Here is a 15,494-nt window from a genome sequence, read left to right as displayed (position 1 = left end):
AAGTACTTCGCCGCCATGAACGGCGCCTTCGAGGCGGCGCCCTGCGCAGGCGGACGCGGCGGCCGGTGCCTGCGCCAGATGACCACCACCTCGCCGATCCAGTGGACCGGCGAATCCAAGAATCAGCCCTACACCCTGATGGACGATGTCAACTGGTCCAACTACACCGTTTCCACGGACGTGCTGCTGGAACAGTCCGGTGGGGGAGCGGATCTGCTGGGCCGTGTCGGCTGGCAGAACAAGAACAACAACGGCCTCAACGCCTACCACCTGACCCTGGACACCGAGGGCAACTGGACGTTGCAGAAGAGCGACCAGTCGTGGAACTTCACCACACTGCCCGGCGCGAGCGGCAAGCTCGCCACGGCACCGGGCACCGGGCACCGGCACCTGGCACAAGCTCTCGCTCACCTTCCAGGGCAGCACCATCACCGCGAAGATCGACGGTACTCAGGTCGCCGATGTCAGCGACAACAGCTACGGCGCCGGACAGATCGGGCTCGGCACCGTGTGGAACTCCACCAACCACGGCTACTACGGCGTCCAGTACGCCAACTTGTCCATCAGGCCCGGGTCGGCACCGAACCTGAACGGCACGTACACCCTCGTCAACGCCAACAGCCACTTGTTGCTCGACGCCTTCGGCGAGGGCACCACGGACGGGACGCCGATCATCCAGTACCCGGCCACCCACGGTACGAACCAGCAGTGGACGCTGACCGCCAACGCCGACGGCTACTACACCATCACGGGCGTCGGCAGCACCAAGGCCCTGGACGTCGACAAGTACACCACGCTGCCCGGTACCCAGCTGGAGCTGTGGAAGCCCAGTGGCGGCACCAACCAGCAATGGGCCATAACCCCTTCGGGCAACGGCACCTACACCATCGAGTCCCGTAACAGCGGCCACCTGGTCGACGTCTCCGGCGCCTCGTCCGAGCAGAAAGCCCCGGTCATCCAATGGAATCCGAATGGAGGCACCAACCAGCAGTGGCAACTGGTGAAGGCCGGGTGACCCGTCAACAGTGACCGCCGGCCAACCGCTGGGTTTCCCACTCCGCGCCGGAGCAGGGAACTCCGGCGGTTGGCTGCGTCCGTGTTCATCCGCCCGGCAGAGTCGTCCGCCCGTAGGGCGCTGTGCCGGCCGGCGGGCGGGAGATACGGCCCCGTTGAGGAGAGGGTTACACACTGTTGCCTGCGTAAAAGCGGAGGACATGGACTCGGGCCACACGCCGTATGCGCGTCACCGACGAGGGCGGGCCCGGGCCGGACCGCTTGCCTGCCCGGGAATCCGCCGACCCGTGAACGTGGCCACAATCCGGCAAGATCGGTCAGGAAGGGTTGATTTTCCGGCAAAGAGGTACACAGACCGCCAAGGTGTACCCCATCTCCCTATGCTGGCAGCTCATCGGCCCGGTCGGGCCGGATATGTGTCGCGCCAGGGGGGTTGCCGACGCGCATGCACGCACAGCTGTTCCCGGAAGGGGTGGGCCGGGAGGGTTGCGCCGGCCCGGATGTACGCAAATGTTTGGCTGAACATGACGACTTTTCAGAGAAATGGATCGCCGCTCGACCACATGTTGTCGCCTATGCCAGATTCACGATGTGCAACGCCGCCGACGCCGAGGACCTCGGCCAGGCCGTGGCCATCCGGGCCTGGCGCGGATATGCCACTTTCCGGGGCGAGTCGGCCTTTCTGACCTGGGTCATGGCCATCGCCAGCCGTGAAGCGGCGCGACTGGCTGCACATCGACTCAGACGGGCCGAACGCGAAGTGCCGCTCGAGGTGCAGGGAGAGCCGGTCACGGCCGCCTGCCTGCCGCATGCGGACCCGCCGAGCACCGATTGGCTGCCCGCACTGGCTGAACAGGCCTGCGAGCGAGGTGACCTCAACCTCACCGAGTACGCCGTCGTCCGGGCCAGGCTCGCGTTACCCGGCCGTACCTGGGACGAGATCGGCACCACGTTGGACCTGCCCGGCTCACGCTGCGCCGTCGCCCACTGCCGGGCCGTCGCGAAGCTGCGGGTCGCGCTCTTCCTGCACCACCCCGAACTCCTCGGTGGCGAGTCCGCGCTGAGGCACGCCATGGCACAGGCCGCACGTGTCCCACACGACCCACTCACGGAGGCCGAGGCCGACGTCTTCCGGCGTGCCGTCCTCGACCGGCGCTCCGACCACCGCCGCCGCAACTGGCCCACGCTGCTGCGTTCCGCCTGCACCAAGGTCGTCGGACACCTGGACATGCCATGAGGCGCCGCCTCGCACCGCGAAGTCGGTAATGCCGCTGCGCCCACCGGGGTCTGCAACCGGTGAAGCGCCGATGCGATCGGCCAACAGTCACGGAGGAGGAGACCGTGGACCAGGCGTCACCATTAGAGCCACTCCACGAGCTACCGGCGGACGTCGTCACCCAGTCGGTCGACGCGGGCGTCGACGTCCCTTACGCACTCGGTACCCTGCCCGACGGCCGGGAGACCCTGATCATCGGCGATGTCGACACCTACGCCGACTTCACCCACCGTCAGGGTGACAACTCCTTCGGCTTCCAGGGCACTTGCGGGCTGTGCTCCTGCGAGGGAGTGCTCAGGCAGTTCGGTGTCGACGTCACCGAGAACGATGTCGTGGCCCATGCGGTCTCCCACGGCCTGTGCGAGACCGGGGGCGACGCCACCGCATGTGGCGGCACCACACTGCCCGACCAGGCCCGCATCCTGTCCGACTACGGCGTGCCCGCCCACAAGGAGACCGCCGACTCCCTGGAGGACCTGGCCGCCCACCTGGAGCAGGGCCACGGAGTGATCGTCGCCGCCAACGCCGGTGTGCTCTGGGACGACGCGACCTACTGGGACGCCGGCCAGGCCAACCACGCAGTCGTGCCCATCGGGGTCGCCCGTGACCCGGCGAACGGGGAGATCGAGGGATTCTTCGTCAACGACAGCGGCACGGGCGAATCCGCCCGCTTCGTCGACGCCGCGACCATGGCCGACAGTTGGCTGGGGGCAGGAGGCAACTGCGTGGTCACCGACCAGGTCCATGCCGCCGTCCCAGGGGAGAGGACACCGCTGTGAACACCGCTGACACTTCGCACGAACACATCCGTACGCCCTATGAGCAGGCTCGCAAGGGGGTGGTCGAGCATGCGCTGCGCGCGGCCGAGGTGCCCCTGGAGCACTACGTCTCGCCACCGCTGCCCACCCTGCGCTGGGGCACCCCGGCCTACGCGGTCTTCGCCGCCCCCGCCGTACGGGCTCCGCGGCAGCCGCTGCGGGTCGACACCCCTGACCGCTGGTGGGCGGTCGGCATCACGAGGCCCCGGCTGCTCGTGTACGCCCTGGTCCCCGTCGCCCCGTTCAGCGACGCGCCGCCGGGCGGTCCGGTGACCGTAGCCCCGAGCGGCCGACCCCTTTCCGCGGTCCGCGAGGACCAACGGCTCTTCGACGCCCTGATGGACCGGGCGCTGCCCTCGTTCCTCGCGGGCAGCCCCGGCGACCCCACGGTCCGCGGCGATCTCGCCGCCGCCCTCGCTCTGGTGCTGCCCCGCGAGTGCCGGGACTGGTCCCTGGCCCTGACGCCTGACTTCTACGCATGGCTGGAGCGGTGATGGCCGACTTCGCAACATCCGCAGCCGCCGAGCTGGACACGCTGCTCTCCGCCGTCGTCCAGGCTGCCGGACGTCACGGCTGGACAGCCGTCACCGAGGCCGCCGCCGCACTGCCGCAACCGGACGACCGGACCGTACTGCTGTGCGCCTCGCCCAAGGCGGACAGCTCGGCGCTCGCCGTGTGGCTGCACACCCGCCTGGACGCCCACGAACCGCTCAGCGCCCCCCTGGAGGCCCTGCACGCCGACCCGGCGCCCGCGCTGCGCGCCAACCGCCTCGTTCTCGCCCTCGGCTGCGCGGAGCTGCTCGGCCCCGAGGCGGCCGAAGCCGCCGCCGCACTCGCCGCACGCCCGCCGGACACGGTGGTCGTGGTGCTCACCGGAGCCGAGGCGCTGACCGGCGACGGTGACCTGGACCTGGTGGCCCGCCGTATCTGGCGCCTGTTGTACGCGGGACCCGACGAGCAGTGGGCCGGGGGCGATCTGACCGACCACCAATGCCTGCTGTGGGCCGCTGCCGAGGCGCCAGAGCCCCTGCGCGAGCGTCTGGCACGCGACGCCGCCACGCTGGAGGAACGGATGACCGCCAAGGTGGCGGCCCCCGCCCGGCTGCAGGCGTACCGGATCGCCCGCCTGCTGGACCTCGCCTCGGACGTGATCGCCGAGAAGACCCGGGAGCGGCCCGCCGACCCGGCCCGGCGCCGTACCGGCCAGGGCGCGTCCGCCCGCACGGCCCTGACCGCCGGCCGCCGGGAACTGCTGCGGACCCTGGACGCCGAGGCGTCCGCTGCCGAGCGAGAGGTGGCCGCCGCACTGCGGATGCTGGAGCAGGACCTGCAGCGCGACGTGAGGCCCTTCCTGGAGCGCCATCGCGAGGAGCTGTCCGAACCCGCCCGGATGCGGAGCCTCGTCGGCAGCTGTGTGGACCGGGGCATCCACCGCTGGGCCGCCACCACCGGACCCGGGCTCAGGGCCAGGGCTGCCCGGATCGACTTCGCGGTGAGCGAGCTCTTCCACCGGCTGGACGAGGCGCTCAGGGCGTGCGGGGCGACTCCGGACATCGTGGGAACGGTGCCGACGGTGTCCCTCGACGACGCCCTGATGGCCTCCGTCAACCCCGCCGCCGGCCAGGTCGCGCCCGGACGCTCTGCCGGCATGGCCACCGAGGTGGTGGTGGGCGGGGTGCTCGGTGCCGCCGCGGGAGCGGTGCTCACCAGCGGACTCGGCACCGTGCTCGGCGCCGGGGTCGGAGCCGCCGCCGGAGGCATGCTGCACCACGTGCAGGCCGAACAGCAGCTCGTCCGCGCGACCGGCTACGGGAAGGACGCCGTGCGCAAACGCATCGCCGGCCTGACACAGATCCTCCCCGGCGCGATGCGCAGGGAGGTCGGCGCGCTGCGCAGGACCGTGGAGCAGACCCTGGACCGGGCCGGCCGAGAGCTGGACACCCTGTGCCCGGCGCAGGACGGCGGTGAGGACGTACCGGAAGCCGGGCAGACGACCGGCCCGGGCGCCACCGCGGAGGCCACCGCCGAGCTGGACGCCCTGCGGCGCCGTCTCGCCGCCGTACGGATCTGAGAACTTCCGCCCCGCGGGGCGGAGGACGCGCCACATGCCGGGCGGGCAGCTCGACGCGCGCCCGGAGAACAGGGAGGGGAGATCGTGGCACAACACACGAGCAGCACACTCGCAGAGATGATGCAGCAGGGCGCCGAGCGGGCCACCGGGGAGGCCGGCGTGGCCATCGACGGCCTGGCCGCGCTGGCGCGGGGACTGGAGATGAAGGAGACCGCCTCGCGGCTGGAGACGACCGCCCTTCAACTGAGGTCGGACACCTTCAACCTGATGGTGATGGGGCGCTTCAAGAACGGGAAATCCACCCTGCTGAACGCCCTGCTCGGCGGCACGACCCAGCCCGTCGACCTCGCGGGGCACCAGGGGCCTATGATCGTGGACGATCTGCCCGCCACCGCCACCCTCACCGGGGTCCGGTACGCCGACGAGCCGTACATCAAGGCGTGGAGCTTCGAGGGCAAGTCCGAGTCCTGGTCCCTGGACCGGTATCTGCGCGAGTCCACGCTCGACATCGACGAGCAGGAGAGCGAGCGCCGCTTCCGGCACATCCGCGAGTTCGAGATGGGTTTCCCCGCCAGGCTCTGCAAGGCCGGCGTCATCGTCTACGACTCGCCGGGACTGGACGAACACCCCACCCGCACCAAGGTCACCCAGGAGGCCACCCAGCGCTGCGACGCCGCCGTACTGGTCTACCGCAGTGATGTGCTGATGGGGCAGAACGAGCTGATGAACGCCTCCGACCTGGTACGGGAAGGGACCCGGATCTTCACTGTGGTCAACCTCTTCCACAGCCGTGCCGCCGACGACCGGCTCAAGGGGTTCGTCTGGAACCGGTATGTACGCGACCAGCTCGGCGGTCCCGCCTGGGCCGGCCAGGAACTCGCCTCCCGCGACATCTACTTCGTCGACGCCGAACGCGCCCGCCGCGGTGTCTACGGCAACGACCCGGAACTGGTCGAGGCATCCGGCCTGGCCGAACTCGAGCGGCGGCTGGGTGACTTCCTCCTGCGCGACCGCCACCATGTGCACCTCAAGCGATACACCACTCAGGCCACCCATCTCGCCCAGTCGGTCGACCAGCACATCGGCCAGCGAGTGAAAGCCGCCCGCACCGACCAGACCCGGCTGCGTGAGGCGTATGCGGGCATGCTGCCCACCCTCTCGGCGATCCGGAGCCGCCCGGCCAAGCTGCCCGCGCTCTTCGCCCGTTACCGTGCCGAGGCAGAGGCCGCCCTCACCACCAGCCTGACTGGGCGGATCGCCGCCATGCGCGACGGCCTGGCCGACCATGTGGAGGGGGTGGAGGTCAAGCTCGGCAAGATGCTCGGAGTCCTTCAGCAGAAGAAGGCGGCGGCCACCATCGCCGAAGCGGTCCAGCAGTACATCACCGACCATCTCTCGGCCTGGGCAGATGCCGAGGCGCAGGACCTGCTCGGACCACTGCTCAAGCACCTGGCGGACGACATCGAGGTGGAGATCGCAGCGATAGGAAGGGAGTTCGACGCCCTGCACCTCGAACTCACCGGGTGGGAGGTCGCTCCGGGCGGCAAGCCACTGGTCGGTACCACCGAGCGCGTGCTGGCCGCGGTGGCCGGCTTCGCACTGGGCGGCCTGGGCGGCGCCGTGGCCGGAGGCGCGGCCGGCTGGCGTGGCGCGGCCGGCGGCGCGGGCGGCGCCCTGGGCGCGGCAGTCGTCCTCGGCATGCTGGGCGTCAGCCCGGCCGCGCCGATCGTCATCCCGGCCGTGCTGGCCGCCTCGCTCCTCGGCAGCATGGGCGCCGCCGGCCTCAACCTGGAGAAGCGCCTCAAGCGCAGGGCCGTCGAGGACGCCGACACAGGCCTGCGTGATCTGCCGGTACAACTCGGCCCACAGCTCACCGAGCGCGTCCGGGCGGGCTTCGAGGAGCTGGAGAGCCTGGTCACCCACGAGATCACCACGACCATCGAAGAGGAGGAGAACAACATCCGGTCCATGGTCGAGGACAACCAGCGCGACCAGGACGAACGCGACCAGGCCCTGACCCGGCTCAGTGAGGCCAAGACGTCGGTCGCCGGACATCTGGTGCAGCTGCAGAAGGCCCTCACCACCGCGCAACAGGTGTGAGCCGGTGACCATGACCCGCAGCCCCGCACGGCCGGCGGTGGCACTGCCGCCGGCCCTTGCCGGAGAACTGGCACACCGCCACGGCGACGCCTGTCGCCGACGGTTCACAACCGAACTGGAGCGGGTACGGGCCGTGCTGGCCGCGTCATGCACCACGGTGGTCTTCGGCGGCCACTTCAGCGCCGGCAAGTCCAGCCTGCTCAACCTGCTCATCGGCCGCCCGCTCCTGCCGGTCGACGACTTCCCGGAGACGGGAGTCGCCTGCGTGATCAGAAAGGGGCCCGCCGACCACGTCACCGTCGTCCGTGCGGGCCGGCGCACAAAGCTTCCCTGCACCACCGACGCCATCGCCGATGCCGTCTCCCTCGTCGCCGCCGACGGCGACTACCGCAGCGAGGTGCTGGAGAGCCGCCGCCTGGTGATCGAGCTGGCCGACTGCCCGGTCCCGGACCGCGTGCGCTGGGTCGATTCACCCGGCATCAACGACACCGATGCCATGACCGCGCGGGCTGCCGAGGTCGCCGCCCATGCCGACCTGCTGGTCTGGGTCGTCAGCTCCCGGCAGCCGATCTCCACCGTCGAGGAGGACTTCCTCCGGGCCCACCGCGAACGGCACGGACCGGACTCGGTCGTGCTGCTGGTGAATGTCTTCCTCACCGAGGACACCCCCGAACAGTGGCAGCGCTTCCTGACCACCAGGGCCGATCACCACCGGGCCCGGCTCCACCACGCACTCGACGGCGGGGCGCCCGCCGGACTCGTCTTCGTCAGCGCCCGCGCGGCCGCCGCCGACCCCGGCCACTTCGGCGCCCCCGAGGCCCGTGCCCTGCTCGACCGGATCAGCCACGCCGACCCGGCGGTGGCTGCCGCCCGGCGAGCCCGTGCGGCTGCTCTGCTACGCCCCCTGGTCGACGAGGCCTCCCTCCGGATCCGCGAGCAGCGGTCGCTCCTGGAACAGGAATGCGCCGGCAACGACCTGCTGCGAGCCGAGCTCACCACCGCGGGCGAGCACTTCCGCTCCCAGGTGGAGCGGGCCGTGGACGACTGGGCACGGAATTGGGACACACATGCCCGCGCCTGCGGTGAACAGGTCGCGAAGCTGCTGACGACCGGTCCGGTCCAGCGCGACGGCAGCTACGGGCGCCTGCTCACCGAGCAGTTGCAGCAGGCATCCGCCGCACTCGCCGAAACCCTGGCCCGGACGCTGGACCGGAGCGCCGCCGCCACCCGGCACGCGGCCCTCACCGAGACGGAGACCCGGCGGCTCGCGGAGCTGCTGCGGCCTCCCGTCGTCTGCGTCGAGGTGCCGGGCCGGCTCGCCGGACGCTTGCCCGAACTGCGCACCAACAGCCTCGGGCGCACCGTCAGCGGGCGGATCGGCTCGCTGATACCCTCACTGTCGGCCAAAGCCCTGCGTAGCATCGACCAGGTCGTCAACGCTGCGGCCGACTCGGTCGAACGGGCCAAGGAGGCCGCCGAGTCCGCCGTACCCGACCGGGAACGCACCCGGGCGAACATCCTGGCCGCCGCTGCCGTAGCCGCACGGCACGCCAAGGAACGGCGGAGCCTGGTCCTCCAGCTGCTGGGGGGCGCCTGCCGTCCCCTCACCCCGGCCCCGAGGGCCCCGGACTCCGGCCCGCTCACCGTCCTTGAGGCCCTGCACCGGCATCTCACCGACTGCCTGGACAGCTGCGGAGGAACTCAGTGACCGGCGTCCTTGGTATCGACCTGCAGTACACGCGCAGCGTCGTGGCACTCCGTGAGGGCAGGCCAGGAGCCGCACGGCTGTCCCTGCTCGGCGACGGCCGGCGGACCCTCATCCCCAATGCCCGCGCCGACGACGCCTGGGGCAGCGCGGCAGCCGAACAACTGCTGGACGACGGGCCGGCCACGGCCGAGCGGCTCCTCGTCTGGCGCAACGACCCCTGGTCCGAGGGCTTCCTGCGTGGCGTGCACAGGCGCGCCGCCCGCTACCTGGGCCTGGCCGGCACCACCCCCGCTCTCGGCTGCCACACCGTCGTGTGCACGGGTCCGGGAACTCCGGCAGACGCCGAAGAACGCTGCGAGGAATCGGGCCTGGGCAGACCGTCGCGGATCGGCGCTGCCGATGCCCTGGTCTGCCGCTGGCTGGCGGAGAGCGATGCGGTGCCACCCGAACGGGCCACGGTGCTGGCCGTGGTGTGCGGGGAGCGGTGGACCGTGCTCGCGCCCTACCAGGTGGCATACGCCGACGGACAACCTCTGCTCGACCGACGTGCGGTGGACACGGTCCACGCGGCGGGCGCGGGCGCGTGGACCGACCTGGTCGCCCAGGAAGTACTGGCCCGCTGCGACCAGGGCACCCCGGCCCGCGACCTGCTCGCCCTGCTGGACGCGGCCCTGGAGTGCGCGGGCCTGCTGGGCACCGAAGCGGTGGTGCCCTGGTACGGCCCGCTCGCCCACCGGATGTTCACTCCGCTCGCTCTGCACCGCGACGAACTGGCCGGACGGCCAGAGGTGGCAGGAACCGTCAGCGAGGTGCGGGCCCTGGCGGAAGGCGCCGCGCCGCAGGCCGAACTGGTCCTGGTCGGGGGAGTGGGCGCGGCATGGCCCTTCCTGCGCGACGCCCTGGCGAGGCTCGCGCCGGTATGGCGAAGCCCTGCCCCGGCGGCCGACCTGGCCGCGGGGGCCGCCTACTGGCCGGAGTTCCGCGGCCGGTTGCCAGCCGCGGCACCCGGCACCGCACCGACGCCAGGCGATCCTTCCCAGGCCCCCGCTCCCGGCGACGGCCATGCCACACCGGTCCCCGACGACCTCCCGCCCTGGGAACGCTGGTCCGCCTCACCGGAGACCCGGTGACCCTACCCTGCCGCGCGGCGGCATCCACGCAACGCGTCGGCACCGAAGTCAGTCGGGCCACGAGTGAAGCCCGCCGTCACGGGAGGCCGCTGATCCACTGCGAAGACGACCGGCCATGGCGGCCCCGGGCCCTCATCAGCCCGTCGACACGCCGGTCATGCACTTGCCGCAGCCATGGACGACCCCACGCAAGCCGGAGCCACGATGACGTCCAAGCCCCCAGCCGTCCCAGGACCGCTGCCCCAGCCTCCCGTACAGTTCCCCGGGCCCGGCAGCCCGCCCGGTGCCGTCGACGCGCTGCTGGGGTCGGACGGCTTTGCCGAAGCCATGCCGCAACTGCTGCTCTGCCTGCTAGAACGCCGCTACCTCACCGACTTCGACCCCACCCGATGGACCGTCAAACCGCCATCAGCGGACGGGTCCCGGCCGCTGCTGCACGAGATCCGCGCCCTGGGGCGCCCGCCCGCCGAGACAGGCTGGGCCGCTGCTGTCCCCCACGTCCTCACCGCCTGCCACAGCGGTGGCCATCTGCTCAGCGTGGCGGTCCACGGTGACGGCATCAGGCACCGCATCCACTGGGGCGGGCGCCGCCTCGCGGGCACCTCCAGGGGCTCCACCGAGGATTTCCTGCAGAGCCAGGCCGGGGTGCTGCGCGCCCATGTCCCGGGACTCGAACTCGGCCCTGCCGACTCGTTCGAGGAGGGCACCCACGCGGATCTGGCCGCGTTCGTCCGCACCGCTCCGGCCCTCGCCCTGATCACGGGCATTCCCGCCCCCGTCCACGGCCGCAGTCCCGCCGCGTTCCAGTCACTCGACCGCCTCGCCGCCGCCGTCGGCGCCCGCCGCTACGCCGTGGTGGTCGCAGCCGAACCCCTCTCCGCCGGGGAGCTCGACCGCACTCTCGACCACTGTCGTCGCCTGCGCAGCGAAATCCACGCCCTGGTCCGGCACACCGTCGGCAACCAGCAGGGGGAGACCAGTTCCACCTCCACCACCGAGGCCGCCGGATCGGAACCGGGACTGTCGACCTGCCTCACCGCCATCGCGGTGTTCTGCTCCTTGGCCGGCATCTTCCCGGCCGTGCGCCCGCTCGCAACCGCGGCCCCCTCGGTCCTCCAGCTCGCCTCGATCGCCGGCGGCCCGCGCAACACCTCCCAGACCAAGGGCGTCTCGACTCTCCGCAGCCACAACGCGGAGCTGCTGGACGCCACTGCCGAGGCGTGCGAGAAACTGCTCCAGCAGCACATCGACCGGCTGGAGACCGCCCGGGCCCAGGGCTGGTGGCGCACCGCCGTCTACCTGGCGGCCGAGAGCGAGGGCGCCCTGGAGTCACTCGCGGGGGCGCTGCGCGGCACCTGCAGCGGCGAAGCCACCGCCCTTGACCCGCTGCGGGTGCTGCGGCTGCCGCCGGCCACCCTCCGCACCGCGGCCCTGCACGGCCGTATCCTCCCCCTCGTGCCCGCGTCCGGCGGCATGGGACATCCCCTGGGCCCCGCCTTCGACGCCCTGGCGACCTGCCTCACCTCCGCCGAACTCGCCGTCCTGGTGGGCCTTCCGCGCGGGCCGATGGCCGGACTGCCGATGCCTGACGTCGCCGAGTTCCCCCTCTCCGCCCCGCCACCTGAGCCGAAGGCCGTGACCATCGGCCGTGTCACAGATGCCCAGGGCGGTGAGTACCAGCAGGTCACCGTCTCCGACCGGGCGCTGAACCGGCATGTCTTCATCACCGGAATGACCGGGTACGGCAAGACCACCACCGCCAAGAACCTCCTGGTCGAGGCGTACACCGAGCTGGGTGTGCCGTTCCTGGTCATCGAGCCGGCCAAGGCCGAGTACCGCCAACTCGCCCAGCACCCGGCCCTCAAGGGCAGACTGCGCGTCTACGGCATCGGCCCGGACGCCCCGCTGCCGCTACGGCTCAACCCGTTCGCCCCAGTCGCCTCCGTGCCGCTCTCGCGCCACATCGACCTGCTCAAGGCCGTTTTCAACGCGTCCTTCCCCATGTTCGCCGGCATGTCCTATGTCCTCGAGGACGCGATGCTCGAGGTCTACACCGAGCGCGGCTGGGATCTGCACACGTCCGCCAACGAGTTGCTGGGCGCCCGGCCCTCCGCACCGGACGTCGCCGCACTCACCCCGACCATCAGGGAACTCCAGGACAAGATCGAGGAAGTCCTGGAGCGGCGCGCCTACGGACGCGAGGTCCACCAGAACCTCGGCGCCGCACTGCGCTCCCGGTTGGGTAGCCTGGTGGTGGGCACCAAGGGCATGGCTCTGGACACCCGCCGCTCGGTGCCGGTGGAGGACCTCTTCGCCCGGCCGGCCCTGATAGAGCTGCGCAACCTCGGCGACGACGAGGAGAAGTCCTTCGTCATGGCCCTGCTGCTGTGCCGCCTGTACGAGTACGCCGAGTCACGCGCGGGGGCAGCCATGCCCGAAGGCGAGGAGCTGCGCCACCTGACACTGATCGAGGAGGCCCACCGGCTGCTGCGTGCCGCCCGGCCGCCGTCCGGTGCCGAGACTCCTGATGCACAGGCCAAGGCGGTGGCGATGTTCACCGACATGCTGGCCGAGATGCGGGCGTACGGTGAGGGCTTCATAGTCGCCGACCAGGTGCCCACCAAGCTTGCGCCGGAGATCGTCAAGAACTCCAACGTCAAGATCCTGCACCGGCTGGTCGCCGCCGACGACCGCGCGGTCGTCGCCGCGACGGTCAACCTCACCGAGCAGCAGAGCCGTCATCTGGCCACTCTGCCGCCCGGTGAGGCCGTCGTTCACGACGAACGGATCGGCTCCGCCGTGCTGGCCAGGATGCGGCCGCCCGAGCCCTTGGCCGTGCGGGTGCAGGGAGCGGCCGGCGCACCGGCCGAGGCCGACCGGGCGTATCTGCACCGTCACGGCGGCTGCCGCCGCTGTCCGGCGCCCTGCACGGTGCTGCACCTGGCGGACCGGGACCGCGCACGGGCCGCCGCGGACCAGGCGCTGTCCCCCTTCTTCGATCGTTTGTTGCTGGGCACACCGGAGCAGTTGTGGGAGGCCTGGACGGCCTGGCGCTCGTCCGTGCCCGCGGGAAGCCTGGCGTACTGCACCTACGCGCAGGCCGCCAGACGACGGCTGGACGGCCTCGGCGCACCGGACCGCGGTGCGGAGTTCCTCGGGCGTGACCGTGCCGCCCGGATCCTGGCGCGACTGGGGGAGGGCTGGCTGAAGGCGGAGCACCTCGACGGATCGGCACGTGAGCTGCTCTCCGAGATCCGTGCGGACCTGAACCGGACCATCGGCTCCCGCCCGCCCCGCGAGTTGTCCGGCTGCGCCACCTGCCCGAGTCGCTGCCGGGTGCTGCCACTCGTCGCCCCGGCCGTTCAGGCCCTCGCCGCCTCCGTGAGCGCCTGCGCGGACCGCCCGGTCCCCCTCGACACCCGCCTGCGTCAGCTGGATGCGCTCGCCGAGGAACACCTTCCTCACGCCTGCCAGATACTCTCCGAAGGCCAGAGTCGACGATCGCTCCTCTACTGCATGACCGTCAACGCCACCGCCGCAACCTCTCGTGGCCGCCGGCCAACTCCGGCCATGGACGCCGCCGTCGCCGAAACCCTCGCCGCGCTGCGCAGCGAGACCCTGTGAAGGGCACAAGCCGCCGCGGATGTGCACGACGACCTCGCGGAGTCGAGCGCGGAAAGCTGCCCTTTTGGCGCACGGGCGGAATGAGCAGCAGTCGGAGCGGAGCTGGCCGAGAACCTCCACGGCAGACAGACCGGCCAGCAGGGGGGCGATCGGGCTGCGTCGTATCGGGGGTCCGGCACGTCCAGAACCGCCGGGTCCCTTGGGCAGGTGCCAGGTCCAACGGACCGTTGGCGCAGACAAGTTGGCGTCGGAGTGCTCCGCCCATGACAGGGTGCCGGGCTGTCGCAGTCCGTGTCCCTGCCGCTGGACTTCGAGGCGCTCTACCTCGGTCACCAGGAGGTGTTCCACGCCTACGCGGAAGTCCACTTCGGGTGATCACATCGCTCAGGTCGAACGGCGCCGGTGTGCGAGGCGGCAGTGCCGTACACGGACCCGATCAACGAGGTGCACGTGAGCGAGCCGGGCCTGGTCGTCATCGATGTCGTGGCCACCGACGATGCGACCGCGCGCTTTTCAGCAGCTGCTCGCCGAACGGTGGGCGACGCCGCCCGCACAGCACACGACGCGGGACGTGGGCAAGCCCGGCGATCGGCCGTGCTTCTACCTGGATCTGCGGCAGCAACTCACCAACGTGGTCGGCTCGGTGGTCGGCCCGTCGATGGGGACGACCACGGTCCGACCTGGCTCACGGCGAGATCTCACGGTCGTCCTTGCCGAACAGCGGAACCTCCCGGACGCCAGCCGGTCCCGCTCCCGGACCACCAACTAGCCATCGGGCCCGGAATCCGTCGGCCGCTGTGCTGTGACCGCATGGGTTCGCCGGGTTGGCCTGTGTGGCGGTTGTATGCGCGGTGACATCCGATCACCGGCGTAGGTGCAATGGCCGGGCCCGTCCGTGTGCGCCCCCAGCTCAGCTGCATGGGGTGGAGAGTTGACGCGATTCGTCAGTGTCCGGCATGGGCATCGCATATCCGTTCCCACCCAACCCGGGTTGGATCTCGTCCACGGCCGGTTCGAGGACGCATACCTGCACGCGTCCGCCATCAGCCCGGGCGGCGAGCTTGCTTCCCACGTCCCCACCGCCCTGTTCGTCATCATGGATCTCACCGAGGCCGCCGCCAGAACAGGCCCGACCGCGCAGGCGCGAGCGCACGCCATGGCCGCACATGAGTCGGGTGCCGGAGCCATCTCGCCACGGCTTGCCATGACCGTAAAAGCGTCGGTCGCGCTCACCGCCGACGATCGCCGCGCGCTCGACTTGTTCGACGAGGCGCTCAACGAACCCGGCACCGACCGCTGGCCGTTCGAGTGGGCTCGGGACCAACTCGCCTACGGCGAACGCCTCCGGCGAATGAAGTGCATCAGGGAAGCACGCACACACCTCGGCGCCGCGCTCGACACATTCGGGCGACTCGCCGCACGGCCCTGGGCAGCCCGGGCCGGCAACGAGCTGCGGGCAACCGGGCTGTCCGTCGGGCACGCCGGAGGCTCCGGACCGGCGTCACTGACGCCACAGCAACGGGAGATCGCCCTGCTCGCGGCGGCCGGTCTCACCAACAGACAGATCGGCGAACGGCCCTTTCTCTCCCCGCGTACCGTCTCCACCCACCTGCACCAGCTCTTCCCCAAGCTGGGTGTCACCTCCCGGGCCGCACGGCGCGACGCCCTGGCGGACGCACCACCCGATTAGGACCTGTCCGGCGGACCATGCGACTCCCGCACCCTCAAGACCGCCCCCAGTCAGCATTGGTGC

Annotated in this window: 11 protein-coding genes and 2 pseudogenes; all 13 read left to right on the top strand. The window is 71.2% G+C overall.

The genetic code is table 11. From position 1 onward, the window contains the following. Positions 1-15 precede the first annotated feature (15 nt). Positions 16-171, top strand: a pseudogene (locus AVL59_RS56110) (hypothetical protein); the annotation flags it as partial. Positions 172-508: 337 nt separating this feature from the next. Then, complete coding sequence (locus AVL59_RS54755; RefSeq protein ID WP_237281631.1) at positions 509-1,015, top strand: RICIN domain-containing protein; 507 nt, start codon at positions 509-511, stop codon at positions 1,013-1,015. Positions 1,016-1,459: 444 nt separating this feature from the next. Beyond that, positions 1,460-2,251: an RNA polymerase sigma factor gene (locus AVL59_RS23430; RefSeq protein ID WP_079146920.1), complete on the top strand. Its 792-nt coding sequence runs from the start codon at positions 1,460-1,462 to the stop codon at positions 2,249-2,251. Positions 2,252-2,355: 104 nt separating this feature from the next. Then, positions 2,356-3,069 carry a C39 family peptidase gene (locus AVL59_RS23425; protein WP_067307699.1) on the top strand — a complete coding sequence of 238 codons (714 nt, stop codon included), beginning with the start codon at positions 2,356-2,358 and terminating at the stop codon, positions 3,067-3,069. After that, positions 3,066-3,602, top strand: coding sequence for a hypothetical protein (locus AVL59_RS23420; protein WP_067307696.1), 537 nt, complete (start codon positions 3,066-3,068; stop codon positions 3,600-3,602). The genes AVL59_RS23425 and AVL59_RS23420 overlap by 4 nt, the downstream gene beginning before the upstream one ends. Next, positions 3,602-5,179 carry a hypothetical protein gene (locus AVL59_RS23415; RefSeq protein ID WP_067307694.1) on the top strand — a complete coding sequence of 526 codons (1,578 nt, stop codon included), beginning with the start codon at positions 3,602-3,604 and terminating at the stop codon, positions 5,177-5,179. The genes AVL59_RS23420 and AVL59_RS23415 overlap by 1 nt, the downstream gene beginning before the upstream one ends. An 84-nt stretch (positions 5,180-5,263) precedes the next feature. Continuing rightward, positions 5,264-7,279: a dynamin family protein gene (locus tag AVL59_RS23410; protein ID WP_159400030.1), complete on the top strand. Its 2,016-nt coding sequence runs from the start codon at positions 5,264-5,266 to the stop codon at positions 7,277-7,279. 10 nt (positions 7,280-7,289) lie between these two features. Then, positions 7,290-8,987 (top strand): dynamin family protein, encoded by a 1,698-nt coding sequence (locus AVL59_RS23405; protein ID WP_237281912.1) that lies wholly within the window; start codon positions 7,290-7,292, stop codon positions 8,985-8,987. Then, complete coding sequence (locus AVL59_RS23400) at positions 8,984-10,117, top strand: hypothetical protein (protein ID WP_067307683.1); 1,134 nt, start codon at positions 8,984-8,986, stop codon at positions 10,115-10,117. The genes AVL59_RS23405 and AVL59_RS23400 overlap by 4 nt, the downstream gene beginning before the upstream one ends. Positions 10,118-10,291: 174 nt before the next feature. Beyond that, complete coding sequence (locus AVL59_RS23395; RefSeq protein ID WP_099053113.1) at positions 10,292-13,741, top strand: ATP-binding protein; 3,450 nt, start codon at positions 10,292-10,294, stop codon at positions 13,739-13,741. Between the two features lie 402 nt (positions 13,742-14,143). Beyond that, positions 14,144-14,245: pseudogene (locus tag AVL59_RS56575) on the top strand (DUF6207 family protein); the annotation flags it as partial. Continuing rightward, complete coding sequence (locus tag AVL59_RS56570; protein ID WP_372450416.1) at positions 14,220-14,510, top strand: DUF6207 family protein; 291 nt, start codon at positions 14,220-14,222, stop codon at positions 14,508-14,510. The pseudogene AVL59_RS56575 and the gene AVL59_RS56570, both read left to right, overlap by 26 nt. Positions 14,511-14,732: 222 nt before the next feature. Continuing rightward, entirely contained in the window at positions 14,733-15,431 is a 699-nt protein-coding gene (locus AVL59_RS23385; RefSeq protein WP_067307679.1) for a helix-turn-helix transcriptional regulator, read from the top strand. The last annotated feature ends 63 nt before the right edge of the window (positions 15,432-15,494 follow it).

This window comes from Streptomyces griseochromogenes (assembly GCF_001542625.1).
GTDB lineage: Bacteria > Actinomycetota > Actinomycetes > Streptomycetales > Streptomycetaceae > Streptomyces > Streptomyces griseochromogenes.
The sequence above is the reverse complement of the archived record's forward strand: the minus strand, read 5'-3'. Positions and strand labels throughout refer to the sequence as shown.